The following is a 25,132-nucleotide window of genomic DNA, read 5'->3' as shown; positions in this document are numbered from 1 at the left end:
AATCTTAAGATTACGAAAGTGGGGCATAAGTCGAAACGACTTATGCCCCACTTCCGTTTTTTTATTCCTTCAATGAATTTTGAAACGTGCTGATTTTTTCAGCCAATCTTTGATAAGTCGTAAAAGACGGATGCTGTAGCTCTTGTTCTTCGTTAACGGATAAAGTTTGTTGTGTCGTAATGGCCTTTGTTAGTGCATCTACAAAATGAATAAAAGAATTGTTGGTTTGTTTATTATATCCTGGTGAATAATATTTCGATTGACGATAAAAAGGCCGCAGGGCTGTTTCTGTGATTTTTTCCTGTTCATCTGAAAAGTATTCATCATAGCTGACATGTTTTATTTTCTGCTCTTCTGTTATCACTTGAAGTCGAGCGATTAGGCCATTGCCTAAATCTTCTGCGTAACCGATATACGTTTCTTTCGATGGCTCTTTTAGCCAAGTGTCCATCTCTGCTGCTAAAGGCATTAAACCTTCACGCGCAGAAGTTGATGAACCGCGTACCGTATAAAAATTACCTGTGACACGATTTTCGTCACGCATTTGTTTTTCTACATAAGTAATACCATTAACAACGGTGACTAACGTATCGTCTGTGCGCGTGTTGCTTGCTTGAAATTCAGGATAATCCGACAGGCGTTTGTTGACACCCGAATAGCGTGTATCATAATAAGGGTCACTAGCAAACTCTGTAAACTCAACATTCAGAATCCTTTGCGTTTCAGGTTCCGTAATAATCTCTACAATGCCGTAATTTCCCCCAGTAAATACACCTTCATTTTTATAATAGTTACCCGTCATTAATCCCAAAGGCGGTTGATTGGACCAAAACATTTTTTTCTTTTTTTCTTCTGGTGTATATTTTGCTGGTGGGGTTGTCCCAAATGTCGTTTGTGTGGCCCCTGTAACCACTTCGTACGTGTATTCATGAGAATCAAAAGTCAATTGATTAGCAATCAGTTCGTCATTTTTAGTCGGCGCTTGTTTTTCCACCGCAGAAGTCGTTTGATTGGTGACGGTAACTTGCTTCACTTGCTTTGTCTCTTGCGGACCACTTGTTGTTTGTTTCGTTGGCTCTTGATCTGGCGTACAACCGACCAAAATAAATAATCCGATAAAAACCAACATTCCTTTAATATGTTTCATTCACTTCTCTCCTTTTTATAAACGCTTAATTTCCTCTTATCTCCAGTGTAGCAAACATTTATAAACCAAAACTGACGGAAAAATGAATAAATAATAAACAAAAACGCTAAGTCTCCTGCAGCTTAAGAGACTTAGCGTTTTTTTATTTAATTGCTTGGCGCTTTTGGCGCAACCACTCTTCTTTAATGTGTTCAGATAGGCGAATCATTCGTTTACCAACTTCACTATATTGGTTAGTAGCTAAATTGGCTAAAGAAATTCGAACTGACCATTTGTCACTCCCGAAAGCATCCGCTTTTAAAAGCATTAATTTTTCTTTTTCTGCTAAAGAGGTTAATACTTTTGTGATCGTCCACGATTTCGTTAAATAACTTGAAAATTCTGGGCCATAACGTTTTTCTGTCCAATCTCTAAAGTTAATTTCACAATAATATGCTGTATTTAAACTTGCTAAAGGCTCTTCAATGCCTAAGGTGCGGAACAAGAGCTTTTCACGCGTATGACAGATATCCATCACTTCGTCTTTATATGCTTGACCGTCTTTTAACAAAGCATACAAACTAAATAAAGCCATCATTGCTTGCTGAATAGAAGAAAGTCCCGCTGCATGGTTCAACGCAATATCGCGGCTGTCTGCGACTAAGCGGCTGATAAAGTTAATTTGGCTTGTGTCTGCATTCAATGTAGCATAACGTGCCTGTAATTCCATTTTTTGAGCCACTGGCAATTCTTTTAATAATTGGTCAAAGATGTTCTCTTGGCTGACCGCAATGGTCCCCACACGCCAACCGGTAGCGCCAAAGTATTTAGAATAAGAATAGATACAAGCTGTATTGTAAGGTAACTCCGTAAATAGTGAACGGAAAGCTGGCACAAAGGTTCCGTAAACGTCATCTGTTAAAATCATTAACTTAGGGTTATCCACTGCAACGATTTGTTTGATTTGTTCAATGGTAGGTTTTCCCATAGCATTGGCAGTTGGATTGCTGGGATTTACGACAAAAACCGCTTTGATGGACGGGTCTTTTAGTTTATCAATTTCCTTGTTTGAGTATTGATACGTCGTTTTTCCATCAATGATCATTTGCTCTGCTTTGATTTTAACCACGTCAAAATCATAACGTGGTAGTTCTGGAATTTCTAGATAAGGAGCAAACGTTGGTAATAACAACGCAATACGATCACCTTTTTCTAGTAAATAATTATTTGCCAACGTATCAAACAAGTAACAAATCCCTGCTGTACCACCTTCAACGGCAAAAATATCAAACGGTTGTGCTTCGCTGGAAAATAATTCTTGATTTAAATATGCTTTAATCGGTTGTTCACACGCCTTCAAGCAACGAACAGGATTCGGATAATTATCCCCAATCACATAGTCTAACATGGCATCTAACCACATTTCCTTATCCATCCCAAAATAGTTATGCTCTGCTGTCCAAATTTCTTGTAAGAAAGTTGCCCCTTTGCTAGGATTTTCTGCTAAAAAGTTTAAGAAGCGTTGCGTTCTACCAAAACTTGGCTGAATCATACCAGCCGTTTGTTCGCTCCCCTCTCTTAACGTTTCTTTTGTAGCAAATTGACCTAATAAAAAAAAGGCTTCCCTTGGTGTTGGCGCCGTCCAATTAGGATTGCCTCGCCCTGCATTTAACAATGTTTCTAAATTATGATTTTCTTCATGTAATTTCTTCTCTAAAAATAGACTTAATTCAAACGGACTAAGGTTTTCTGTCAATTCATCACTTGTTATCATTTTATCCTCCTGAAGCACACGCAGTCATTTAGTATTTAGTATGTAGTCTATACTACTCTTCTACCTCCAGATGTCAACCATTTAAGCGGAATATTCTGACAATTAATAAAAAAGAAGCAATCCTTTATAAAAAATAAAGGATTGCTTCTTTTTTGATGATTAACCAAAGAACCGTTGCATCTCAATTTTTGCTGATTGGACAGAATCAGAAGCATGGATTAAATTTTTGGTGACAGACAACCCATAATCCGCTCGTAAGGTGCCACTTTCAGCATCTAACGGATTCGTTGCTCCAACTAATTTACGCACTTTTTTAACCACATTGTCCCCTACAACGACCATCACAACCACTGGGCCACTTGTCATATAGGCTAATAATTCAGGGAAAAATAGTTCATCTTTTAAATGCTCATAGTGTTCCTTCACTGTTTCTACTGTTAGTCGTTCGAATTTAAGGTGCAATAAGTCAATACCTTTATCTTCAAAACGTTGAATGATTTTGCCAACTAACTTCCGTTCAACGCCATCTGGCTTAATAATTACTAAACTTGTTTCCTTCATTTTTTCCACCCCTTTCAAAACTTCCTTTTGCCCTTTCCCAAGGGGTAGCTACAGAATAAAATGAAAGCGGATACTTTGTCAATGATAAATTTTCTTTTCCTTTTGATTAAATAAAAAATTAAAGATTATTCACAAGGTTTGTGAATTGTTCTTTCAGTTCTGTATTGCTTGTTTCTTTTAAAAACAAATAAGGTTGCTCTTCTACTGGCTGTTCTTTACTCACATAGACTTTGGCTTCACCATTCACTAAAGTAAATAAATAGACATGCTTCTGGGCAACTTGTGTCGCACTGTCAGAGTATACTGCCACCAGACAATAACCCCCTTCGCTGCCTGTTTCTGACCAATTTAACCAAATGGGATTGTTCCCAATAGCTGGTTGTATTTTAGGTTCATAACTCAATAAATCATCAGGCACTTGAATCGTGTAAAAAGCTACAGAGTGACCTGGTTGGTACGCTTGATAGTTCTGATTGCGTTCTTGACCCCAGATTTCCATGTATTGTCCTAACTGTTTTGCTTTTTGCTGATTCCAAATCATCCCTTCTTCTGTAACTAATTCAGTTAATTCTTGTGTTTGCGTTGTTTGCTCTAATTCCAACGCCGTAGTTTGACTAACTTCGGTTGCTGAAATTGCTCTTGTTTCTTCAGTATTTACATTGTTTGTTTGTACGGTTTGTACTTTCTGTGATTCCTCTTTCGATTTTTGCCAACCACAGCTAGATAAAACGCTTCCAACAACCGCTATCATAATAATCCCGTTTAGTTTCATTCCTTAAACTCCTGTTTTTATTTTTATTCTATCGAAATAAACCTAAAATCTCAATCCCTTTCTTTGGATAGTTGAAAACCATTTGGGAACTAGTAATTCTCCACAATTATAGTCCTCTAGTAATTGTTGGTATTGCTGTTCCATAGTCCTGATTTCTTTTTCACCAAAGCTAAGTGCCCAAACTAAAGAATAGAGTCCTGCGTGAAAAGTATAAAGCTTTTGAAACTGCCAAAATAAGGTAGGAACTTTCCCAGCAAAATAACCTTGTAATTGACCATAAGCAAACAATGGCGAAACATTTCTTGAAAAAAATTGTAACTTGTAAAATTCTTCATAAGGATCCCCAAAATCCCATCGATTAAAATCAATCACACCGACCTGCTTAGTTGGCAAGTAAATAAAATTTCCCACATGGAAATCTCCATGCTGATAAACCACAGGCCGTTGTTGCAATAACGGTAATTGTTTTTCTAAATATGAAATTATTGGCTGCTGGTACGGCATACAAAATTGAGATTCCTTATACTTATTTAGTTGGCTCTGCTTTTTTTCGTATAAATTTCGCGCAATCTCTCTTTGACTAATCCTTTCAGGCAACAAAAGCTTATGGATTTTGTTTAAATAGCGGCCCGCCTCTACGCCTAAGTTCAGTTGTCTTTTGGGAGAAAGAGCGGGTAAAACATCGCTTAAGTCTTCACCTTCTAGATACGTTAATAACATGTATCCTTGTTCACTTTCAGGAATAGGTGCACATAAAAAAGGTTTAGAACTGGGAAATCCTAACGCCGCTACTTTTTTGATAAATTGATATTCTTGTTGTTTGGCTAATAACTCTTCTTGTTGAAAAATTCGCAATAAAAAGGTTTCTTGATTTTTAGTAACTTTAAACTTTAAATCAGTTGACCAACCACGGTGAATAGCTTCAAATTTTTTCCATTGCTGAAACGCTGGAATCTTCTCAAACGCCCTCATTACTTTCGCCTCCATTTCCCTATTGGTTTTAGTATACCAAAGAAAAAAGGCTGGAGACAATTGGGGATAAATTGTCTCCAACCTTCACTGGTTATCGTTTTCTAGTTTTCCTTATATAAATCGTTCCACTCGTTACTAAGAAAGCTCCTCCTAAAACAATCCAGAAAGTACTAGGTACTTCTGCACCTGCTTTTGGTAATACTTTTTTGGGAAGCTGTTCTTTTTTCCCAATCATATTTTTATCAGAAAAAGCATGCGTACTTCCTGTTGATTTGGTTCCCTGATTTGCTGATGATTTCAGCGAATTATCTAAGGATGACTCACTAGTAGTTTTTCCAGCTTTGTCTGGGTTTTGGTTTTGGTTTTGGTTTTGGTTTTGATCTTTTCCTTCGATTGGTCCTTCACTTGTTTTTGTTTCTTTGTCTTTTTCTGGTTCGCCACTTGCATCTGGTTCTTTATCTTTATCTAGTTCGCCGCTTGCATCTGGCTCTTTGTCTTTTTCTGGTTCGCCACTTGCATTTGGCTCTTTGTCTTTTTCTGGTTCGCCACTTGCATCTGGTTCTTTGTCTTTGTCTGGTTCTTCTACATGTGGTTGATTTATCTTGTGGTTATTTTCAAATAAAGCACCTAATTGTAGCAATGTTCGGTCTTCATTTAATGCACTATTAAATTGAATCCCCAAAGGCAGTCCTTCTTTTGAAACGTAAGTTGGTACACTTAATGCTGGATGTCCAAATAAATTTGCTTGTTGTGTAAACGGTGTATATGTGAACGCCGTCAGCCATTGGTCATAAATCAATTGTTTTTGTTCTGCTGGTGACAATTGATCAATTTTTTCCATCTGTGCTGCATGTTCTGGTTTTAGTAACGGATTATCAATACTAGGTGCCGTGGCAGCTGTCGTTGGTGTTAATAAGATAGGATACTGTTGATAAAATTCGTCCATCGCTTGTGCTTGTAAAGCAACATCTGTCCAAGCCGCAGTTGTCTCTTCACTCGTTATATTTTTTCCTGTTTGAAAAAGCGCCCATGTTAACAGTTCTACATCATTTCGTTCAAGCGGTCTTTTTAATTTCTGCCGCGCCATAAAATCGGCAATTCCTGCTGAGCCAGCAGCTACAGTATAATAATTTTTCATTAGACGTTCCCCATCAACAGGGTGCTTCACTTCAACCAATGTGTACCCTTGGTCTTTTAAAAAAGCAACAGCTTCAGCGACCGCCTCTTTTGCTTCGGCACTTACAGGCGTTCCAGCAGGAGATTCTGTTGTATAAGCAATGGGTTGCGCTTGACTTAAATGTCCCGCAGGAAGATCTTTTTTGGTTAATAAGGTTTCAAATAATGCATTTGTATCCGCCACGGTTCGACTTAAACCAAAGTGAACAGTTTGACCTTTTGCACTATTAGAATTGCCAATGATTACTCCTCTAGAAGGTTTCAAACCTACGGTGCCTGTCCAAGAAGCAGGGATGCGGATAGAGCCACCAGCATCACTTCCAGAAGCAATGGGAACAAATGCCGCGGCGACACTAGCACCCGCTCCGCCTGAAGAACCACCTGAATAATGGTTAGGATTCCATGGATTGACGGAAACGCCATATAACTTTGAATCTGAAATATTCTTCCAACCTAATTCTGGATAATTCGTTTGACCAATGATTATGAATCCGGCATTTTGTAGTGCTTTGACAAAGGTCGATGTCCCACCAGCTACTTGATCTCGGAGAAAACCAAAACCGTTCGTGTTGCTTTCACCTTTCAAGGATTGTCCTAACCCTTTTAGTAAGAGCGGCACACCTAGAAATGGTTGACCTGTATCTTGTAAAGCTTTTGCTTCTGTCAAAGCCGCTTCTTCTCGTAAAGTAATGACCGCATTTAATGTAGGATTTTCACGTTTAGTGATGGCCAACGCAATTTTTACTAATTCTTCGCTCGTCACCTTTTTTTCTCTTACTAAAGTTGCTAACTCCAGTGCAGTTGCTTGTTTATAATCTGCTTCTGAAAAAACACTCTCTGCAGAAACAGCTTTTCCATCTGTATCACTATTTTGTATCTCATTTGTGGTTTCAGTAGTTACTGCAACCGCATTTCCGCTACTGCTTTCGGCGATTGCCGAAGAGGATTCTTTTTCCTGCATCACCGTTTGGCTAGTAGTTTCAGATTCCAAGTTAGCTACAGTCTGACTGGTTTCTGTTGTTACTGATTCCGTCTCTGTTTGAACGGTTGTTTCTAGTATACTTTCTTGTGCCAACATTGGTACCCCTACCAGTGTTTGGCTAATTAATAAAATAATCCCTAACTTTTTGAACAAAATCGACTTCTTCATAAGTCACATCCTTTATCTATTAATACAGTTAAAAAAACTGTATTACTTATAGCATAAATGAAAGCGATTAAAAAGTAAAGTTCTCTTGAAAATTCCCATGTTCAACTTTTAGGCTAGGTTCTTTTTATATGCTAAAATAGAATAGAAACGGAGGTTTTTTAATGGAATGGATTGAAATTAAGCACGCATCACAAAATAATTTGAAGAATATCTCTGTCAATATCCCTAAAAAGCAACTAACTGTTGTTACTGGACTTTCGGGTTCAGGAAAGTCCTCCTTAGTATTTGACACATTAGCCGCTGAATCACGTCGTGAACTAAATGATACATTTAGTTCGTTTGTTCAAAATTACTTACCCAAATATGGTCGTCCAGAAGTTGAAAAAATCGAGAATCTTCCTGTTGCAATTGTCATTGACCAGAAAAAAGTAGCAGGTAATTCTCGTTCGACAGTGGGAACGTACACAGATATTTATACGTTTTTACGTTTGCTGTTTTCACGAGCAGGTTCTCCATTTGTTGGTTATTCAGATACTTTTTCGTTTAATCATCCGGATGGAAAATGTCCAACATGCGATGGCTTAGGAAAGATTACCGAAATCAATCTTCATCAGCTAGTTGATTATGACAAATCATTAAACGAAGGGCCTATCGATTTCCCCACATTTACAGTTGGCAACTGGCGGTGGAAGCGTTATGCCCATAGTGGTCTATTTGATTTGGATAAAAAAATCAAGGACTATTCTCCTGAAGAGTTAGCATTATTTTTATATGCTCCACAACAAAAACTAGCTAATCCACCCAAAGAGTGGCCTCATACAGCTTTGTATGAAGGAATCGTCCCGCGCATGCAACGTAGCATATTGCATACAGACGAAGGCAAACGTCATCAAAAATACCTTAATCACTTTGTTACCGTAAAAAGATGTCCTGATTGTTTAGGAAGTAGAGTCAATGAACGTGTTCGTAGCTGCAAAATTAATCAGAAAAGTATTGCTGATGCTGTTGACATGCCACTCACTGAATTACATTCTTTTATTCGTTCAATGGACCTATCCTTAATAAAAACTATTCAAGAAGAGCTACTTGTACGTCTAGAAGCATTAATTAATATCGGTCTCTCCTACCTCACATTAGGACGAGCAACTGAAACACTTTCTGGTGGTGAAGCACAGCGGATTAAAATTGCTAAGTATGTAAACAGCGCCTTAAACGATATTATGTATATTTTAGATGAACCAAGTGCTGGCTTACATCCAAAGGACATCGAACGGATCAGTCGTGCATTGCTCAATTTAAAAAATAAAGGAAACACCGTGGTTCTGGTGGAACACAATCCACAATTAATTAGAGAAGCTGATTTTATCATCGATATAGGACCTTTCGCAGGCGAAAATGGTGGCCATGTCCAGTTTTCAGGAACGTATGACGCATTTTTAGCCTCCAAAACCTTGACTAGTCAAGCCCTTCAAGAGCCGCTAACTTTAAACGACCAACCAAGAATAGCAAGGAAGTCTTTAACAATCGAACATGCGACACTGCATAATTTAAACAATCTATCTGTCGAAGTTCCGTTAGGAGTTTTGACTGTTATTTGTGGGGTCGCTGGTTCAGGTAAATCATCATTAGCGGAAGAAATTTATCAAAAAGCCCAAGCTGATAACCAAGAAATTATTCATCTTTCACAAAAAAGCATTACCGCAAATTTACGATCCACACCAATGACCTATCTTAATATTTTTGATAAGGTCCGCAAACTGTTTGCGGAAGAAAATCATGTTAGTCCAGCTTTATTTAGCTATAATTCCAAAGGCGCCTGTCCTACTTGCAAGGGGAAAGGCATAATTGTCTCCGATATGTCTTTTATGGAGGATGTTACTAGTATTTGCGAAACCTGTCACGGAACGCGTTACAAAGAAGAGGTGCTTCATTATCTGTATAACGGAAAAAATATCGTTGAAGTACTAGCTTTAAGCGTTAAAGATGGCTATGATTTTTTCAAAGACCAGCCTTTTGCTCTTTCATTAAAAAATTTACTGGAAGTTGGCTTAGGCTACCTTAAACTCAATCAATCGCTCTCAACATTATCTGGTGGCGAATTGCAAAGGGTAAAATTAGCAGACACACTTCACCAAAAAAAAGCTATCTATTTAATGGATGAACCTACAGATGGTTTACACTTAATTGATATCCAACAAAGTCTTCAACTTTTCAATCGAATGGTAGAAGAAGGAAACAGCTTGATTTTATTAGAACATCACATTGATGTGATTAAAAGTGCCGACTGGTTGATTGAACTAGGTCCCGAAGGTGGAGAAAATGGCGGACAGCTTCTTTTTACAGGAACCCCAGCAAATATGCTAAATTCCACTCATTCTATTACTAAAGGCTATCTGTAAAATAAAAAGTACAAACGGTGCAAGCAACAAGCACCGTTTGTACTTTTTCTATTTCAACCCCACTTCCATCTTCACAGGTTGGTGATCTGTATATTTAAATTGTTCGTCCTTTGTTTTCACGCTATGAACAGCCACATTATCAGAAACAATAAAACCATCAATTACATACACTTGGGATGTTTCATAAGAGCCAGTGTAAGGCTTATTAAGCACCCGCACAGTCGGTTGTTGATCATCATAAGCAAGTGAAAAATGTTTAGGTAAGTCTGCTGGATCAATTTCTCCTGGTACCCAACCAGCTTCCCCTAAGTCAGGATATCGATGACTGCCTTTGAAAACTTGATTAAAGTCACCTCCAGCAATTACATAGTTTCCTTTAGCGTATTCTTGGGATAATACGTCAGCTAACTTTTTGCTTTGAGCAATCTTCCCTTCCCCATTGTCATAGGCTTCCAAATGTAAGTTAAAAACCACTAATTCTTTGTCTGTGCCTTTAATTGGAAAGCGCGTTTCTAGAAGCGCTCGTTTTAAGTTACTAATGCTAACGGGCCAACGAAAGGGATTGGGTAAAGCAATGCGTTTAGCCTCTGTTATTTTTTCATTTGATAATGTTAATAAACCACTTTCTACTCGTCCAATCGGCGGCCAAGGAATGGGCACATAATCTACCTTAAAATTATAAGCAAATGCGCTGTTCAGCTGTATCTGTTTTTGTAATTCTTCCTCTTGATTGACTTCATAAGAACGTTGCGAGCGACGATCGACTTCTTGGAATAAGTAAATCATCGCTGGTAATTCTTTTAAAGTTCCTTCAATGCCTGTTAAATTCTGTTGGACCATTGCCTTATTAACTGGTTGGACAGTTTTGCCACCGTCCATAAAAAAATCTTCTGTTTGTCCTAGGCCAGCATAGCCTATGTTATACGTGACTAAAGAAATGGATTGCTGTTTTTCGATGGTTTGCTCTGAAAATTGTTTATTTATAGCAACTGGTTCAACCGCTCGTGGTCGAAACTCTCGGAAGGTTAAATATCCTATCAAAATTAAAGCTATGCTTAGAAGAAGGACCATCAAGCTACCGAGATATTTAAAAAACTTTTTCATTGATTCCGATGTTCCTTTCACATTATGTCAAACCAAAAGTAGCAATTATCTTCGTTGCTACTTCTTCTGGTGTCATGTTTGAATTATTTATTTTCGTTATTTTTACATTTGGAAATGTACTTTCTAGTTCACCTTCGTGGCTTACTAATCGATGTTCTTTAAAGGTATTGAGTAATTCTTTTCGAGAAAAATCGACATCGCGTTTTGAAGGTTTTGCCTCTAGCCGCTCTGGATGAACATTTCGTTCTAGGCGGATTGATGTTGAAGAGACGAGTTCGACGAAATAAACGGCCTCATGTTTATTAAGAAAAATTTCTGATATTTCTTCTAAAAATTGAAAATCCTGTTCTTGATCAAAAGCAATCACCACTGTAAAAATAATGTTTTTTGTTGTATTTGTGGCTGGATTTTCTACAAAGGCATGAAAAAGTTCCTTTCTAACGGAATCAGACAATTGAAATGCACGTTCCGTATACCCAAGATAGTTTGCAAATAAGTCAATGGTTTGATGATTAAATAGTAATTTAGCATCTAACTGCTTTTCTAAAGCCTTGCCAACGGTCATTTTCCCGACAGCTTGGGCACCAATTAAAACGATTAAAGACATCAACTTTCCCTCCTCTAGTCTAATTTTTAGGTGGCTATCTTCTACTATATCACACTATATTACAACACCTTACAAAACTGTTCGGAAAATTTTCTGTTTTTTATTACAAAAAAAAGACAAAAGACTCTATAATGAGAGAGGACTCGATTGATTATAGATGAGATAGGTGACGGAGAATGGCAATAGAAAAATATTTTCAAACAATAGATGGCAGTCAAATTTTTTATCAAATTTTTGGCAAAGAAACAAATTACCCCCTTGTGTTACTTCATGGTAATGGCAATGATCATACTTTTTTTAATTATCAAATTTCTTATTTCTCCAAGGAGTATCAAGTTATTGCGGTGGATACCCGCGGACATGGACGTTCCACCAATACACAAAGTCAATTAACTTTTCCGCTTTTGGCAGAAGATTTAGCTGGTATTATACAACAAGAACACTTAACAAAAATTAATTTATTGGGCTTTAGTGACGGAGCAAATATTGCCATGGTTTTTACCCATTTATATCCTGATTTCGTCAACAAACTCGTCTTAAATTCTGGAAATGTCACCATGTCTGGTCTGAAAAAATATGTAACGATTGCCACTTATTTTCAATATTGGTTTTGTCGTATTGGCGCCTTTTTTTCAAAAAAATTGCGCGCACGGCTCCCTATCGTGGCTCTGTTATTTGAAGATACTGGACTGACAAAACAAGATTTAGAACACATCCCCTGTCCTACTCTTGTTATTACTGGCAGTCGAGATTTAATTGCGCTTTCCCATTCACGGGCGATTGCTGATGCCATTCCTGCCGGCAAATTGGTCTTGGTAAATAAACAGGGTCATTTATTTGCCAAAAACTCACCAGATATTTTTAATAAAACAATCGAAAAATTCTTAAAGGAAATGAAGGTGTCTAAATGAAACAAATTATTCATTGGATCAAAACGCATACAGGATTACTAAAAACACTGTTTGTTATTGCGGTCTCAATTATTGTTGTTGCCCAACTTTTATCAATTGGTAAAACGATCTCATTTGAACAGTTAAAACAGATTTTTGATGAGATTCCGCTATGGAAATTGTTATTGATGATGGTTATCGGTTTAGTTTCCGTTACTCCGATGCTAAATTATGACTTAACATTAAATCGCATTTTAAACTTGAAAGTCTCAAAACGGGAACTCCTTGAATCTAGCTGGATTGTCAATACCATCAATAATATTGGTGGATTCGGTGGTTTGGTCAGCATGGGACTTCGTTCTGAATTTTATGGAAATAAAACAGAGGAAAAGAAAATTTTACCTGCGTTAACCCATATTTTACTTTTTGTGTTATCCGGTCTATCTATTTATAGTATTCTTTGCTTTTTCCTTGTTCAGTTTGATCCAAAGATGGCTTATTTACAGCAATATTGGATTTGGTTATTAGGTGGCGGTCTTTATTTCCCATTACTTTATCTTATTTTACATTTCCAAAAAAATAGTTCCTTTGGTAACCTCGATGCAAAAAATCGCTTATCTTTAGTTGTTTCTTCGTTTTTAGAATGGACAGGTGTTTTAATTACCTTTATCAGTATTGGTTACTTATTAGATGTACCGATTCCTTTAATTGATATTGTTCCTTTATATGTAGCAGCTTCGATTATTGGGATTGCTTCGATGATTCCAGGGGCTTTAGGTAGTTTTGATGTCATGATGATTTTAGGACTGAGCAACTTAGGTGTCGATCGTGAAATTATTGTTTTGTGGTTATTGCTCTATCGTTTATTCTATTATATTATTCCTTTCTTAATTGGCTGTTTGTTCTTTACAAAACACTTAAGCCAAAAGTTGGATACTCATTATCGTCAACTGCTAAAACAAATTACTTTGGAAATTGCCCACAAGCTGGAAGTGGTTTTACTTTATTTTTCAGGAATTATGATGGTGCTCCTAGCCACTATTCCAGAAGCCTTCACTCAAGTGCATTGGTTAAGAGATATTAACCCCTTCCGTTCACATATTATTATTCAAATTCCGAGTATTGTTTTAGGCTTTGCATTATTAATTATGGGACGTGGGATTGCTGATCGTGTTAAAAGAGCCTATTATCCAACGATTATTTTATTAATTGGTGCTATCTTGTATTCATTTGTTGTTGACTTTAGTATGTTTTCCATTTTCTATTTAGCTATTTTATTATTTATCGTTATTTTTTCAAAATCAGAATTGTACCGTGAACAACTGGTTTACTCTTGGGAGTGGATGACGATTGATGGCTTTATCTTTGGCTTGTTGACTTTGTTATACCTGGTAATTGGTGTTTATAATTTACCGAACTTCCCACACCATCGTCATCATTTTGTGGAATTTTTCTTGTTCCCTTCCGAACGGATCTGGTTGTCAGGATTTATCGCTATCCTCTTAGTTATGAGTTTTAACTTTCTATTTGTTCGCTACCTCCAAGGGAAAAAACACCAAGTTGGTGAGTTTCCAGAAGATAGTATCTTGCATAATATCTTAACAACTTATGGCGGGAATATTGACAGTGAACTTGTCTTTCTTCATGATAAACAGGTTTTCTTATATCCCAAAGAAGAACCGACTGTCTTTTTACAATTCAACACCATTAATAATAAATGCGTTGTGATGGGCAACCCTTCTGGGAACAAAGAAGATTTTCCTGCGGCGATTGATGCATTCCTTAAAGAAACAGATCGTTTCGGCTATGTACCCGTCTTTTACGAAACCAATGAGGACAGCGTGATGTTACTACACGAATATGGCTACGAATTTATCAAAATGGGCGAAGAAGCCTTAGTTAATCTAGAAACATTTACGATGTCTGGGAAAAAATTCAAAGGTACCCGCGCAGTGTTTAATAAAATTACCAAAGCCGGCTATTCATTTGACGTACTCCAACCTCCTTTTAGTGCCGAACAAATGCACGAATTAAAAGCTATTTCGGATAGTTGGTTAGACAATCGAAAAGAAAAAGGCTTTTCACTAGGATTTTTCGATGAAGCGTATCTTCAAAGAAACCCAATTGCTGTTGTCCGAAATGCTGAAGGAGAAATGGTCTCTTTCGCTAATATCATTCCTAGTTACACAAATGAAGTTGGTACCATCGACTTGATGCGTCACCATAAAGAAAAAGCCCCTTCTGGAAGTATGGATTTCCTATTTATTCATTTATTTGAATATATGAAAACAGAAAATATTCATTATTTCAATTTAGGTATGGCTCCGTTAGCCAACGTTGGTCAATCAAGAAAAAGTTTTATTCAAGAACGGATTGCTGCGTTAATTTATGAATTTGGTTCAGAAATTTACTCCTTCCAAGGATTACGCGAATACAAGGAAAAATTTGCTAGCAAATGGCAACCCCGCTATACACTTTATTCTAAAAGTAGTTGGATTGTCTACGTGATGATCGCTTTACTCATTGTCGATCAAAAAAATATTGACTAACAAAAAGAAGCCCAATTAAGTATAAAAAGCTTGGCAACTTCACTGAAATTTAGTGAGGTTGCCAAGCTTTTTAATTTCTTTCATCTAGTTTTTCTTTAATTAAAAAGGCTGTTTCTTCGACAGATTTTGCGGTTACATCAATCACTGGGATGCCATACTTCGCAAAAATCTCTTCGGCATAAGCTAATTCTTGTTCAATCCGTTCAACATTGGTATAACTGGTCTCATTACCTAAACCTAAGGAAGCCAACCGACTGCTACGAATCTGTCCTAATGTTTCTGGCGAACAAACTAAACCAATCATTTTTTGTGGATCCATTTCTTCCAAAATTGGCGGCAATGGAACTTCTGGAATTAATGGTAAGTTAGAAACGCGGTAGCCTTGATTCGCTAAATACATACTGACTGGCGTCTTTGAGGTCCGCGAAACGCCTAACAACAATATATCAGAATCAAGAAACCCTTGAGGATTTTTGCCATCATCATATTTTACAGCAAATTCAATCGCTGAGATTTTATCAAAATAGGCACGATCTAGTTGGTGGCGTCGTCCAGGCTCTTCAATAGGATCTACTCCGGCTTTCGCTTGAATTAATTCAAAAAATGGCGCCATTAAATCTAAATATAACAACCCTGTTCGTTCACTAAATTCTTTCGCCGCTGTGATTAGTTGTTTACTGACTAATGTACTGACAACTAAGGCTTTATCTTTTAAGGCATCTTTTAAAATCTCTAATAATTCTTCTTCTGTTGTGACAAAAGAAAAATTGTATCGATTAAGAAAAGAAATATCTGGATATTGTGCGCTTGCTGCAGCTAACAATTTTTGTGATGTTTCTCCAAGTGAATCGGAAATAGTATAAACAATGATCTCTTTTTTCATAATTAAGCTCCCTTATCTGTTTTGTGCGGCTTCTTTCGCTTGTTGCGTAATATAGGTTAAAATTTTCGTTTTCGTAATTTTTCCAATAACTTTTTTAGGATTTTCTTTTTCAACGACTGGCAAAGAATCCACTTCGTATTTTTGCAAAGTGTCAGCAGCTTCAAGAATAGTAAATTCTGGTGTGCAGGTTTTCACATGTGGCACTCTTGTCATACAAACAGCAACAGGTGTGCCATCAATATTTGTATTTAAAGAGGCCCGTAATAAATCTTTTCGTGACAAAACCCCTAATAATTCTTTTGCTTCATCCATGACATAAAGAGAACCGACATCATACATAAACAAGTTGGTAATCGCATCTCGAATTGAGGTGTCTTGGGCAACCATCAATGGTGGACTCATGATCTCCTGAACTTTTGTTTGAAAAACATCAAAAAAGAAAAAAGCCTCCATATTATCACTTTCGTAAGTATAACCAACTTTCGGACTTGCTTTTAAAATTCCTGAAAGTGTTAAAAAAGACAAATCAGAACGCAATGTCGCACGTGAAACGGCTAGTATGTCCGAAATGCGTTCACCACTAACTGGCTGATGCTCTTTTACAACAGCGATAATTTGCTCTTGTCGTTTACTTAATTTCATCATTTCCTCCTCAATTCCTCTTAAACAAATTGTGCATTCGCTTACAATTATACACATATTTATTGTTTTTTCAACATATTGACAAGAAACTTTTTCTATTGACAAACTTATTTCCGTCCATTATGATGTTTATTGAACATATAAGACACATATTAAACGGAGGTCACGCATGAAAAAGTTTATTTATTCTTTTAACGAAACACACAATGAAGGTAAAGAGACTCTTGGTGGTAAAGGGGCAAACTTGGCAGAAATGACACGCTTAGGTTTGCCGATTCCACAAGGATTCACGATTACAACCCGTTGCTGTATGGACTATTTGGCAGATGCTACTTTCTTTGAAGAACACTTACAATCAGAAATTTTGAAAGCGGTTAAAAATCTAGAAACTGAAACAGGCAAATCTTTTACCGCGGACAATGAGATTCTCTTAGTTTCCGTTCGCAGCGGTGCTGCCTTCTCGATGCCTGGTATGATGGATACTATTTTAAATTTAGGTTTAAATGATCAACGTGTGAAAAAATTTGCGACCTTAACCTCTCCTGGTTTTGCTTTTGACTGTTATCGCCGACTTATTCAAATGTTTGGAGACGTCGTCTATCACATTCCCAAAGAATTATTTGACCAACAAAAAGAGCGCTTGGAACAAGAGTTAAACAAAAAAATTACCGCTTTTCAAGAAGAAGATCATTTTGCCTTGATTGTCCGCTACCAAGAAGTTTTTGAACAACATCAGGTGGTCTTCCCGCAAGACCCTGTCGCACAACTTTTTGAAGCAATCAAAGCTGTTTTTGATTCATGGAATAATCAACGTGCGGTGGTTTATCGAAACTTACATCATATTGCACATGATTTAGGTACAGCTGTCAACATTCAAGAAATGGTTTTCGGCAATCGTGGACTAGACAGTGGCACTGGCGTTGTTTTCACTAGAAATCCGGTCACAGGGGAAAATCAACTGTTTGGAGAGTTTCTTTTGAACGCGCAAGGAGAAGATGTAGTGGCTGGTATTCGGACGCCAGAACCCATTCGTCGTTTACGTTTGACTATGCCAAAAGTTTATCAAGATTTTCGCCATTACGCAGAACTTTTAGAATATCATTATCGTGACATGCAAGATATTGAATTTACCATTGAAAATGAAAAATTATATATTTTACAAACAAGAAACGGGAAACGAACCGCCGCAGCTACGGTTAAAATTGCTTTAGACTTAGCCAAAGAAAATCGCATTACTAAACAAGAAGCACTGTTGCGTGTGACACCTGATACGATTGATCAATTAATTCATCCCGTGTTTGATCAAGAGAAACGACAACACATGGAACGTTTAGCTATGGGACTTCCTGCTAGTCCTGGTGCAGCAAGTGGCCAAATTGTTTTTACAGCAGAAAAAGCCAAAGAACTGACCAATCTAGGAAAGAAAGTCATTCTTGTTCGTCAAGAAACTTCACCAGAAGATATTGAAGGCATGGTTGTAAGCGAAGCAATTGTGACCAGTCGTGGCGGAATGACTTCTCATGCCGCTGTGGTCGCACGAGGAATGGGAACTTGCTGTGTGACTGGTTGTGAAAGTTTAACCGTTAATGAAGAAACCAAACAACTACACTGCGGGCCACAAGTCATCTTAGAAGGAACAATCATTTCCGTCGATGGCTCAACGGGGGAAATTTATCTTGGCGAAATTCCTACAATTTCTGCTGATAATAACGATGACCTTCAAGAGCTCTTGTCTTGGGCAGATGCGTACGCTGATTTAACTGTTCGTGCCAATGCAGAAACTACACAAGATTTAGAGACTGCTATCCGTTTTGGTGCAGCGGGGATTGGTTTAGCGCGAACAGAGCATATGTTTTTCGGTGAAGAGCGTGTCTTGGAAATGCGTCGCCTGATTTTAGCAGAGTCTGAAAAGGAAGCAACCTATGCGTTGGAGCAACTTCTTCATTTTCAACAGGAAGACTTTTATCAAATGCTGAAAGTAGTTCAAGACAAACCCATGGTGGTCCGCTTGTTAGATCCGCCGATGCATGAGTTTTTACCTCATGAAAAGAATGATATTCAATTATTGGCGAAGCAACTACAACGGTTCCCGGTGACCATCGCCAAACAAATTGAACGGTTACAAGAAACCAATCCAATGTTGGGCCATCGTGGTTGTCGCTTAGGTGTGACCCAACCACAAATATACAAAATGCAAGTTACAGCCTTATTTACTAGTGCCATTCGATTAGTCAAAGAAGGAATTACTGTTTATCCAGAAGTGATGATTCCTCTAATCGCCGAAAAAGAAGAACTTCTCTATCTCAAACGCATTTTAAAAGAAACGATTGACGGTCTCTTTGAAGAACATAAAATGACTCCTTTCCCTTACGAAATCGGGACAATGATTGAACTACCTAGAGCTTGTCTGATTGCGGATCAGTTAGCAGAAGAAGCAGACTTTTTCAGCTTTGGAACAAATGATTTAACACAAATGACCTATGGTTTTTCTCGTGATGATATCGGTAAATTCATTAATACGTATCGGGAAAAGAAAATCATTACCCAAGATCCGTTTCAATCACTAGATCAAACAGGTGTTGGTCAACTGATTCAATTAGCTGTAGAGAAAGCGCGTCGCACTAAACCAAACATGAGTATTGGCGTATGTGGAGAAGTCGGTGGTGATCCGCAATCCATCACATTTTTCCAAACACTTGGCCTAAACTACATCTCTTGCTCACCTTATCGGGTACCTATTGCGAAACTCGCAGCTGCCCAAGCCAAAATTTTAACCGAACCGGCTGTGACTGAAGAACAAATGGTCCTTCTTTAATTTAACGTGTGTAACGAATGATTCATCCTTACAAGATAAAAAGTGCTAGGAACATCAGTCGAAACGGCTGATGTTCCTAGCACTAAATTTTAAGATCAATGATTGCACTCTGGTTATTTTCTTATAAACGCAGCATCTTTTGTCAAGGGGTCTGTTACGTCTGATACATATCTTTCTACTTTCATATGCAAATCATATTTTTCTCTAAGTTCCGTAATACGGGTCATCATTGGAGAAGCGTGGTGGTTGTCTAATGCTTCCTGATCTGTCCAACTATCAATTAGCAGAACTGTTTCTTCATCGTCCATTGGAAAAAAGTATTCATAGCGACTATTCCCTTTTTCTGCACGAATCGCCTCTACAATTCCGCTGGCAATCATTTCTTTGGCAAATTCTCTTGCACCTCCATTTGTCCCACTATAATAAATATTTATAGTAATCGCCATCTGTCTTCCCCCCCCTAAATTTACTTGCCTTTTTACGTTCCCGACTAAGGTTATTCATCATTTTACTGTGTTCTTCTGTGTTCGAAATCACTATAATATAGCAATTCTGTTTTGTAAAGAAAAATAGAACTCTAAAATTTTTGGCACATTTTTTGGCACAAATAAGAATAATATTATTCTATCCATTCATCCTCGAAATATTCGTCTACGAATTCATCTATCGTTTCGCAATGTTCCTTTTCTTCTTCAAATGGATTTTCTTCTTCAAATGGATTTTCTTCAGGTATATGTTCTTCACTCCACTTGGTGAAATTATGAATCTGAATATGTCTTATATCGTAAAAATCGATTTCTTGTTCACCAATAAGAACAACATCGAATTCTGCCATCCCACGAAAAACTCCAAAAACATGTGGCTTCACTCGGTCATATTCATCTAATGAGTTCAACTGGATTTCTAGTACCTTATTTTGCTTAATAGAGCGATCTAAAAAATATTCTATTTGTCGCTGTGATTGCTGCGGCAGTCTATCAATATTGCGAGCATGATATTCATCAGTACTCTTTATTGCTTCAGTCAATTCGCCCAACGGAAAAGCTGTGGGCCACTTTAATTCAAAAGGACGGTCAACATAATCATTGTAAGGTTTAAACTCTTTTTTAGTTCGTCTCACCATCTGATACACTCTCCTATCAGAAACATTATACGAACGTTTGTTCTATTTTTCAACAAAAAAATATTAACATAACAAAAAAACACCTATCTCTCACAAAAAAAAGAGGTAGGTGTTTAACTATGGACCATACAGGACTCGAACCTGTGGCCTAACCGTTATGAGCGATTGGCTCTAACCAACTGAGCTAATGGTCCTAAAAAGAGCCGCCTTGGGGAAGACGACTCAAGAGAAATTTAATAAGCGTATCCTTATTTTATATTAAAACTATCAATAGTTCAACGTTTGTCCTGGATAAATCAAGTTAGGATTTGCTAATCCGTTTAATGCAGCTAAGGCTTGATAAGTAGTGCCGAGTTTAGCTGCAATACTTGATAAATTATCACCGTATTGAACTGTGTAAACGTTGCTTACTGCTGATCCATTTACTTTCAAAGCTTGACCAGGATAAATAAGATTTGGATTAGCCAATCCATTTAATGCCGCCAACGTTTGATAGTCTGTTCCATATTGATAAGCAATGCTGGATAACGTTTCGCCGTATTGTACTATGTGTGTTGTTTCTGGTTGCTTATCAGGAACAACTGTTGCATCTGGCAATAATTCAATATCGCCTTTGCTAATCCATGACAGGATACCTTCTAACAATACTCTGCTTCCAGTTACTTCTTGTACTTTATAGCTGTTTCCTTTTACCCAATCTGGAATAGCTTCGCCTGTTGCCCAAGCATCAACACTAAATTTCACTTTAACAGTGTCGCCGACTTTAGCATCGGAATTGGGTGTTTTTTCGATTTCTTCCCCTGCATCTGTTGCTGGTGTGTCCGTTTCTGGTTTATTGGTATCTGTGTATCCATTATCAGTAATACCTGTTAAGTCTACGTTACCATCTAAACCGCCTGCAATATAAGTAGACGTAAATTGCCAAATGCCAATGCCATCCATACTAGGGAAATAAGCATACAATGGTTCTGGTGTCACATCATAGCTAGGATATGCAGCAATCCATAAAGAGTTAGGAAACTCTTTGATGATTCGTTGATAATCCACATACTGCAATGTAAAAGGCTTGTAACTATAATACATTGGTGTATATCCTGCTTGTTTAATTCGGCGCATACCATATAAAATCGTTTCTGTATTTGCGTTTACATCAGGACTAGCGCCATGTTCAAAATCTAATGCAACGATGGAATTTTTAGGCGTTTGGATACGTGGCAAGAAGTAATCCATTGTTATTTTTGCAATATCCATGCTACCGAACGTATCGTACCAGATATAAGTGTGCGCTCGTTTTCCTTGAGCAATGGCACTTGCTACTTGCGTTTTATAGGTATACTGTTCATAGATACCGCTAGCATTATACCCGCCAATTTGCGCTATAGTAAATTTATCATGAGCGTAGCCAAAACGTCCTTGTTCGCCTTGATAAATGGCCCAGTCAACACCTTGATCGCCTTTTGCAGCAAATGTACTAACTGGCGCTAAAAAAAACAGGCCTACCAATAATGTTACTAATAGTTTCTTTTTCATCTATTTGTCTCCTTTTCTATCTGATAATCCAGGCGTTGTATGGTCTGTCACAATTCCTAAAATAGTTAATACAACAAACACTGCATTGATAACATCTAGCAATTGCTGATTAATCACATCAATTTGAAATTTATACCCAAAAGGAACTGCAACTACTTGAATAAGTAACAAAACTGCAGGAATAAGAGACAACCAGAATTGTTTGTTTTTTATTCTTGATTTCCAATCAATCATTTTTATTTCCTCCAATTCCTCGAAAGAGGGTTTTATTTTGTTCTTCCAATCGACTAATGCGCACCTCATGGTTATTTAATCGGTCAACAGCTTGTTTTAGTTCTTTCATGCTATCCTCTAATTGAGAGAAGACATGATAGAATTTCATTAATGCGAAGATAATTCCGCCTAAAAATGTAATCAGCGCTAACCATTGTTCTAGTGTTAAATTCATCCTGCACCTACTTTCTACTTACAATAAAAACCGCCTAGCTTTTGCTAAACGGTTCTCCTGTCATTTTAGTAAATTCATCTTCTGTAATACAACTAGGTACAAATTCTGCGACCTGCTCTGGAGTAAACAGCCCCCAGTCAAACATTAACTTAATGTCATCGTATGAATACATTATTTTGCACCTCCGATTTGTTCTTTAATCGCATCAATTTCTTTAGTATTTTGAAGCGAAGTAAGCATGGTCTTTGAATTGATTTGTGCAAGTGATTCTGCTTTAGCAGCTAGTTTTTCATTTGCTTGTTTTAAAACAGCGTTATCCGCTTCTAATACTGCTGAAAGGTTTTCTAACAGATTTAATTTCTTCGAATAATCTTGTGTGACTGCTTCTTCCCATTTTTGTTCTGAAAAATTAAAGAATTGTGATTGTTCATTGTCCAAAGCTTCAAGCGGTTTAATCTCAACAAAAGGTAAAGATGTTGGAAAATTATCCTCTACTTCGTTTTTTTCAAAACCCATTGGGTACAATACTTTGTATACTACTTTCATTTTATTCTCCTCCTTTAATATGGATTTTTAGCCATCCAACAACTTGAAATAGTAATCCATGCTCCTTTTGCGACACTATCTTTACATACAATATTTGAGTTATCTGCTGTGTTCATGTATAACAAGCACATTTTGTCATCGCTGGTTTTGCCATACATTCGAACCGCTTCAATCGGATATGCCCATGTTGGAATGTTGAACCACACCGCCTGGTTATCTTTTAAAGCAGATAATTGGAATGATCCTGTGAGATATACCAGATCTCCCCGTCGGTATAATTTTAGAGAACCACCTGACATCACAGAAGCGTTGTTATCCTTATCTACCATTGCATAATCTGCTTTAGCATTTGTAAGGACTGGCTCTTTTCCTTTTACTTGAATTCCATCTTGAAAATTTTTAGTACCTAGAATAGTTTCATTTCCAACAGCCTTTACTAATTTGCCTTCAATACCATCAATGGCATCTGCGTGTGTTTTCATGTACTTATTGACACCATTTTCTTTTAGCTGAACGATATCTGACATTACGCTTCACCTACCTTTTCAAATGCAAAAACTGGTAATGCATCCAATTTTTCTTTATCCGATTTGGACATTAAACCGTCTTTTTCAGAAGTGGCATTGCCAGGAAGTGTTGGAATAATAGTTGTGTCTGGCAGTGCTTTTACATCAGAAGCAGTTAAAACAACTTCACCTGTATGACCATTTACAGACGAGACAGTGCCTGCTTCAGCACCACTAATTTTTCCATCAACAAATTCATTTAATCCAACAACACCAGCTGTACTAGTTTGTACATCAATAGCTACGCCGTCTTTTTTCACTACATATAAATCAGGCATTTATTTCTTCATCTCCTTTTACTTTTTCAAACTCAACACCAGAACCACCTAGTTTTCCAGCTTCATAATCGGCTATAATTTTTAACATTTTGTCATACTCTTGTCGTGATATCATAATGCCATCGCTTGGCAGATCTAAGTCTGCACGTGTAATAATCACTGCTCCAGTTTTTCCGTTTACAGATAAAACTTTTGCCTGTCCGTTCATTATCTCTGATAAACCAAGGATAGCTGAAAAATGTGTAATAGGAAAAAACTGACGTTTAATACCATTTTCATCAGTTTCCATCATTCTCTTAGCATCAACCATTGTTTACACCTTCAATCGTAAAAACATTTTGTTTTGGATCATCAACTGTCGCTATGATTAACGCCCCTTCCTCGATTGGGAAATTGACTGTACCCACCAGTTCAACTTCATGATTCTTAGAAAATGAATCATCCTCTAAAATTTCTAACGTATTTACATTGCCGTATTTAATGGTGTATAGCCGTTCCTCTAGTCGATGATACAAATATTCCATATCTGCCAATAAACGTTCAGAAATTGAATTATGGCGCACTCCTTGTATGTCTACACGTGCATCCATTAATTCGGCTAGCATTGTTCCGCCTGGATCAACAGTTTTTAAAATATCTTTGATTGATTCGAACCATTTTAGATAATCTTTTTCTTGGCCGTTCCGCCAAGCTTCGAATGTATCTTGTTGATTTTTGCGCCACTTTTCAAACTCTTCTTTTCTAGCGTTCATCCATGCTGTGAAATCACCTTTATTTTCATTGATAAAGGCGGTCATATCCGCTATTAAATCTTCAATTGACTGCCAGTATGACCCCATTTCACCTTCTGTTTTAGAAGCTGCTTTAATGACGAAATAAGAAAAATTCTGTGTTGAACCAATTAATTCTTCACCGTTATAAATCGTAAAATAAGCTTCTTGGCGATGTAGCGACTGCATAGAATATTCATCAAAAGTGTACTGAATGATCCCACTACGCGCATCTACAACCGTTGCTGGCCGCTGAATAGGGTATTTATTACTGATTACAGATTCAAAAAATACCTTGCAATTAGTTAGATCTAATGGCAAAGCATTTTCTACGATATTTACTTCTAATTTTTCTGTATTCTTATTCCCCTGACGGACATTAATAATGCCGACATAATTATAAGGTTCTGTGGTACTTAGTGTCGCTTGCCATTTACTCATTTATTCACAC

At 37.3% G+C, this 25,132-nt stretch carries 25 protein-coding genes and 1 tRNA gene; 4 read left to right on the top strand and 22 right to left on the bottom strand.

Annotation, left to right across the window (positions count from 1 at the left end; all coding sequences use genetic code 11):
* Nucleotides 1–61: 61 nt before the first annotated feature.
* From IGM04_RS04160 to IGM04_RS04135, 6 genes are all read right to left on the bottom strand, one after another.
* Nucleotides 62–1,147, bottom strand: a complete 1,086-nt coding sequence (locus tag IGM04_RS04160; RefSeq protein ID WP_086317755.1) for a hypothetical protein — start codon at nucleotides 1,145–1,147, stop codon at nucleotides 62–64.
* A 142-nt stretch (nucleotides 1,148–1,289) separates the two neighbouring features.
* A complete protein-coding gene (aspD, locus tag IGM04_RS04155; RefSeq protein ID WP_010712264.1) occupies nucleotides 1,290–2,900 on the bottom strand; it encodes an aspartate 4-decarboxylase in 1,611 nt (536 codons plus the stop codon).
* A 159-nt stretch (nucleotides 2,901–3,059) separates the two neighbouring features.
* The gene (gene ndk, locus IGM04_RS04150; RefSeq protein ID WP_010706871.1) at nucleotides 3,060–3,461 is read right to left on the bottom strand and encodes a nucleoside-diphosphate kinase; all 402 of its coding nucleotides are present in this window, start codon (nucleotides 3,459–3,461) and stop codon (nucleotides 3,060–3,062) included.
* Nucleotides 3,462–3,579: 118 nt separating this feature from the next.
* Complete coding sequence (locus IGM04_RS04145) at nucleotides 3,580–4,233, bottom strand: DUF4767 domain-containing protein (RefSeq protein ID WP_010823156.1); 654 nt, start codon at nucleotides 4,231–4,233, stop codon at nucleotides 3,580–3,582.
* Nucleotides 4,234–4,275: 42 nt separating this feature from the next.
* Nucleotides 4,276–5,220, bottom strand: a complete 945-nt coding sequence (locus IGM04_RS04140) for an aminoglycoside phosphotransferase family protein (protein ID WP_025190437.1) — start codon at nucleotides 5,218–5,220, stop codon at nucleotides 4,276–4,278.
* A gap of 76 nt (nucleotides 5,221–5,296) precedes the next feature.
* Nucleotides 5,297–7,531 (bottom strand): amidase family protein, encoded by a 2,235-nt coding sequence (locus IGM04_RS04135; RefSeq protein ID WP_179189105.1) that lies wholly within the window; start codon nucleotides 7,529–7,531, stop codon nucleotides 5,297–5,299.
* A gap of 161 nt (nucleotides 7,532–7,692) precedes the next feature.
* Here IGM04_RS04135 and IGM04_RS04130 point away from each other — a divergent pair, with 161 nt between their 5' ends.
* Entirely contained in the window at nucleotides 7,693–9,930 is a 2,238-nt protein-coding gene (locus tag IGM04_RS04130) for an ATP-binding cassette domain-containing protein (RefSeq protein WP_086317754.1), read from the top strand.
* A gap of 48 nt (nucleotides 9,931–9,978) precedes the next feature.
* Here IGM04_RS04130 and IGM04_RS04125 read toward each other — a convergent pair whose 3' ends face one another.
* Nucleotides 9,979–11,034 carry an endonuclease gene (locus tag IGM04_RS04125; protein ID WP_086317753.1) on the bottom strand — a complete coding sequence of 352 codons (1,056 nt, stop codon included), beginning with the start codon at nucleotides 11,032–11,034 and terminating at the stop codon, nucleotides 9,979–9,981.
* A gap of 22 nt (nucleotides 11,035–11,056) precedes the next feature.
* Entirely contained in the window at nucleotides 11,057–11,641 is a 585-nt protein-coding gene (locus IGM04_RS04120; protein ID WP_010823532.1) for a hypothetical protein, read from the bottom strand.
* Between the two features lie 176 nt (nucleotides 11,642–11,817).
* Here IGM04_RS04120 and IGM04_RS04115 point away from each other — a divergent pair, with 176 nt between their 5' ends.
* A complete protein-coding gene (locus IGM04_RS04115) occupies nucleotides 11,818–12,552 on the top strand; it encodes an alpha/beta fold hydrolase (protein WP_002358908.1) in 735 nt (244 codons plus the stop codon).
* Nucleotides 12,549–15,080 (top strand): bifunctional lysylphosphatidylglycerol flippase/synthetase MprF, encoded by a 2,532-nt coding sequence (gene mprF / locus IGM04_RS04110; protein WP_002358907.1) that lies wholly within the window; start codon nucleotides 12,549–12,551, stop codon nucleotides 15,078–15,080. The genes IGM04_RS04115 and mprF overlap by 4 nt, the downstream gene beginning before the upstream one ends.
* A 70-nt stretch (nucleotides 15,081–15,150) precedes the next feature.
* On the opposite strand, the gene IGM04_RS04105 is transcribed toward mprF, so the two are convergent.
* Both IGM04_RS04105 and IGM04_RS04100 read right to left on the bottom strand, forming a co-directional pair.
* A complete protein-coding gene (locus IGM04_RS04105; protein WP_002355927.1) occupies nucleotides 15,151–15,963 on the bottom strand; it encodes a pyruvate, water dikinase regulatory protein in 813 nt (270 codons plus the stop codon).
* A 12-nt stretch (nucleotides 15,964–15,975) separates the two neighbouring features.
* Nucleotides 15,976–16,605, bottom strand: coding sequence for a helix-turn-helix transcriptional regulator (locus tag IGM04_RS04100; protein ID WP_002355926.1), 630 nt, complete (start codon nucleotides 16,603–16,605; stop codon nucleotides 15,976–15,978).
* 169 nt (nucleotides 16,606–16,774) lie between these two features.
* Between IGM04_RS04100 and ppdK the strand changes: the two genes are divergently transcribed.
* Complete coding sequence (gene ppdK / locus IGM04_RS04095) at nucleotides 16,775–19,420, top strand: pyruvate, phosphate dikinase (protein ID WP_002361422.1); 2,646 nt, start codon at nucleotides 16,775–16,777, stop codon at nucleotides 19,418–19,420.
* A gap of 113 nt (nucleotides 19,421–19,533) precedes the next feature.
* Here the strand turns inward: ppdK and IGM04_RS04090 are convergent, their stop codons facing one another.
* From IGM04_RS04090 to IGM04_RS04035, 12 genes are all read right to left on the bottom strand, one after another.
* Nucleotides 19,534–19,866 carry a putative quinol monooxygenase gene (locus IGM04_RS04090; protein ID WP_010823162.1) on the bottom strand — a complete coding sequence of 111 codons (333 nt, stop codon included), beginning with the start codon at nucleotides 19,864–19,866 and terminating at the stop codon, nucleotides 19,534–19,536.
* A 173-nt stretch (nucleotides 19,867–20,039) separates the two neighbouring features.
* Nucleotides 20,040–20,543 (bottom strand): hypothetical protein, encoded by a 504-nt coding sequence (locus IGM04_RS04085; protein WP_010783721.1) that lies wholly within the window; start codon nucleotides 20,541–20,543, stop codon nucleotides 20,040–20,042.
* Nucleotides 20,544–20,663: 120 nt separating this feature from the next.
* Nucleotides 20,664–20,737, bottom strand: a tRNA-Ile gene (locus tag IGM04_RS04080).
* 73 nt (nucleotides 20,738–20,810) lie between these two features.
* On the bottom strand, nucleotides 20,811–22,073 hold the full coding sequence (locus IGM04_RS04075; RefSeq protein ID WP_086317752.1) for a LysM peptidoglycan-binding domain-containing protein: 1,263 nt from the start codon (nucleotides 22,071–22,073) through the stop codon (nucleotides 20,811–20,813).
* Nucleotides 22,074–22,307, bottom strand: coding sequence for a phage holin (locus IGM04_RS04070; RefSeq protein WP_002417568.1), 234 nt, complete (start codon nucleotides 22,305–22,307; stop codon nucleotides 22,074–22,076).
* Complete coding sequence (locus IGM04_RS04065; protein WP_002374005.1) at nucleotides 22,300–22,521, bottom strand: hypothetical protein; 222 nt, start codon at nucleotides 22,519–22,521, stop codon at nucleotides 22,300–22,302. The genes IGM04_RS04070 and IGM04_RS04065 overlap by 8 nt, the downstream gene beginning before the upstream one ends.
* A gap of 34 nt (nucleotides 22,522–22,555) precedes the next feature.
* Nucleotides 22,556–22,693: an XkdX family protein gene (locus IGM04_RS04060; protein WP_086317751.1), complete on the bottom strand. Its 138-nt coding sequence runs from the start codon at nucleotides 22,691–22,693 to the stop codon at nucleotides 22,556–22,558.
* The gene (locus IGM04_RS04055) at nucleotides 22,693–23,067 is read right to left on the bottom strand and encodes a hypothetical protein (RefSeq protein WP_010815471.1); all 375 of its coding nucleotides are present in this window, start codon (nucleotides 23,065–23,067) and stop codon (nucleotides 22,693–22,695) included. Before IGM04_RS04055 ends, IGM04_RS04060 begins: the two co-directional genes overlap by 1 nt.
* Nucleotides 23,068–23,081: 14 nt before the next feature.
* Nucleotides 23,082–23,594, bottom strand: a complete 513-nt coding sequence (locus tag IGM04_RS04050; RefSeq protein WP_086317750.1) for a hypothetical protein — start codon at nucleotides 23,592–23,594, stop codon at nucleotides 23,082–23,084.
* The gene (locus tag IGM04_RS04045) at nucleotides 23,594–23,911 is read right to left on the bottom strand and encodes a hypothetical protein (protein ID WP_086317749.1); all 318 of its coding nucleotides are present in this window, start codon (nucleotides 23,909–23,911) and stop codon (nucleotides 23,594–23,596) included. Before IGM04_RS04045 ends, IGM04_RS04050 begins: the two co-directional genes overlap by 1 nt.
* Nucleotides 23,904–24,221 carry a hypothetical protein gene (locus IGM04_RS04040; RefSeq protein ID WP_086317748.1) on the bottom strand — a complete coding sequence of 106 codons (318 nt, stop codon included), beginning with the start codon at nucleotides 24,219–24,221 and terminating at the stop codon, nucleotides 23,904–23,906. Before IGM04_RS04040 ends, IGM04_RS04045 begins: the two co-directional genes overlap by 8 nt.
* Nucleotides 24,214–25,122, bottom strand: coding sequence for a phage baseplate upper protein (locus IGM04_RS04035; RefSeq protein WP_086317747.1), 909 nt, complete (start codon nucleotides 25,120–25,122; stop codon nucleotides 24,214–24,216). Before IGM04_RS04035 ends, IGM04_RS04040 begins: the two co-directional genes overlap by 8 nt.
* Nucleotides 25,123–25,132 lie beyond the last annotated feature (10 nt).

The sequence above is a fragment of the Enterococcus sp. DIV2385 genome (assembly GCF_051711925.1).
GTDB lineage: Bacteria > Bacillota > Bacilli > Lactobacillales > Enterococcaceae > Enterococcus > Enterococcus faecalis.
The sequence above is the reverse complement of the archived record's forward strand: the minus strand, read 5'-3'. Positions and strand labels throughout refer to the sequence as shown.

What these genes read in the sequence shown, in the direction of transcription:
- IGM04_RS04040 (WP_086317748.1), bottom strand. Translation starts at nt 24,221, where the DNA reads ATGGTTGATGCTAAGAGAATGATGGAAACTGATGAAAATGGTATTAAA.
- IGM04_RS04145 (WP_010823156.1), bottom strand. Translation starts at nt 4,233, where the DNA reads ATGAAACTAAACGGGATTATTATGATAGCGGTTGTTGGAAGCGTTTTA.
- IGM04_RS04060 (WP_086317751.1), bottom strand. Translation starts at nt 22,693, where the DNA reads ATGTATTCATACGATGACATTAAGTTAATGTTTGACTGGGGGCTGTTT.
- mprF (WP_002358907.1), top strand. Translation starts at nt 12,549, where the DNA reads ATGAAACAAATTATTCATTGGATCAAAACGCATACAGGATTACTAAAA.
- IGM04_RS04055 (WP_010815471.1), bottom strand. Translation starts at nt 23,067, where the DNA reads ATGAAAGTAGTATACAAAGTATTGTACCCAATGGGTTTTGAAAAAAAC.
- IGM04_RS04100 (WP_002355926.1), bottom strand. Translation starts at nt 16,605, where the DNA reads ATGAAATTAAGTAAACGACAAGAGCAAATTATCGCTGTTGTAAAAGAG.
- IGM04_RS04130 (WP_086317754.1), top strand. Translation starts at nt 7,693, where the DNA reads ATGGAATGGATTGAAATTAAGCACGCATCACAAAATAATTTGAAGAAT.
- IGM04_RS04125 (WP_086317753.1), bottom strand. Translation starts at nt 11,034, where the DNA reads ATGAAAAAGTTTTTTAAATATCTCGGTAGCTTGATGGTCCTTCTTCTA.
- aspD (WP_010712264.1), bottom strand. Translation starts at nt 2,900, where the DNA reads ATGATAACAAGTGATGAATTGACAGAAAACCTTAGTCCGTTTGAATTA.
- IGM04_RS04070 (WP_002417568.1), bottom strand. Translation starts at nt 22,307, where the DNA reads ATGATTGATTGGAAATCAAGAATAAAAAACAAACAATTCTGGTTGTCT.
- IGM04_RS04085 (WP_010783721.1), bottom strand. Translation starts at nt 20,543, where the DNA reads ATGGTGAGACGAACTAAAAAAGAGTTTAAACCTTACAATGATTATGTT.
- IGM04_RS04090 (WP_010823162.1), bottom strand. Translation starts at nt 19,866, where the DNA reads ATGGCGATTACTATAAATATTTATTATAGTGGGACAAATGGAGGTGCA.
- IGM04_RS04115 (WP_002358908.1), top strand. Translation starts at nt 11,818, where the DNA reads ATGGCAATAGAAAAATATTTTCAAACAATAGATGGCAGTCAAATTTTT.
- ppdK (WP_002361422.1), top strand. Translation starts at nt 16,775, where the DNA reads ATGAAAAAGTTTATTTATTCTTTTAACGAAACACACAATGAAGGTAAA.
- IGM04_RS04035 (WP_086317747.1), bottom strand. Translation starts at nt 25,122, where the DNA reads ATGAGTAAATGGCAAGCGACACTAAGTACCACAGAACCTTATAATTAT.
- IGM04_RS04160 (WP_086317755.1), bottom strand. Translation starts at nt 1,147, where the DNA reads ATGAAACATATTAAAGGAATGTTGGTTTTTATCGGATTATTTATTTTG.
- IGM04_RS04075 (WP_086317752.1), bottom strand. Translation starts at nt 22,073, where the DNA reads ATGAAAAAGAAACTATTAGTAACATTATTGGTAGGCCTGTTTTTTTTA.
- IGM04_RS04045 (WP_086317749.1), bottom strand. Translation starts at nt 23,911, where the DNA reads ATGCCTGATTTATATGTAGTGAAAAAAGACGGCGTAGCTATTGATGTA.
- IGM04_RS04105 (WP_002355927.1), bottom strand. Translation starts at nt 15,963, where the DNA reads ATGAAAAAAGAGATCATTGTTTATACTATTTCCGATTCACTTGGAGAA.
- ndk (WP_010706871.1), bottom strand. Translation starts at nt 3,461, where the DNA reads ATGAAGGAAACAAGTTTAGTAATTATTAAGCCAGATGGCGTTGAACGG.
- IGM04_RS04140 (WP_025190437.1), bottom strand. Translation starts at nt 5,220, where the DNA reads ATGGAGGCGAAAGTAATGAGGGCGTTTGAGAAGATTCCAGCGTTTCAG.
- IGM04_RS04135 (WP_179189105.1), bottom strand. Translation starts at nt 7,531, where the DNA reads ATGAAGAAGTCGATTTTGTTCAAAAAGTTAGGGATTATTTTATTAATT.
- IGM04_RS04050 (WP_086317750.1), bottom strand. Translation starts at nt 23,594, where the DNA reads ATGTCAGATATCGTTCAGCTAAAAGAAAATGGTGTCAATAAGTACATG.
- IGM04_RS04065 (WP_002374005.1), bottom strand. Translation starts at nt 22,521, where the DNA reads ATGAATTTAACACTAGAACAATGGTTAGCGCTGATTACATTTTTAGGC.
- IGM04_RS04120 (WP_010823532.1), bottom strand. Translation starts at nt 11,641, where the DNA reads ATGTCTTTAATCGTTTTAATTGGTGCCCAAGCTGTCGGGAAAATGACC.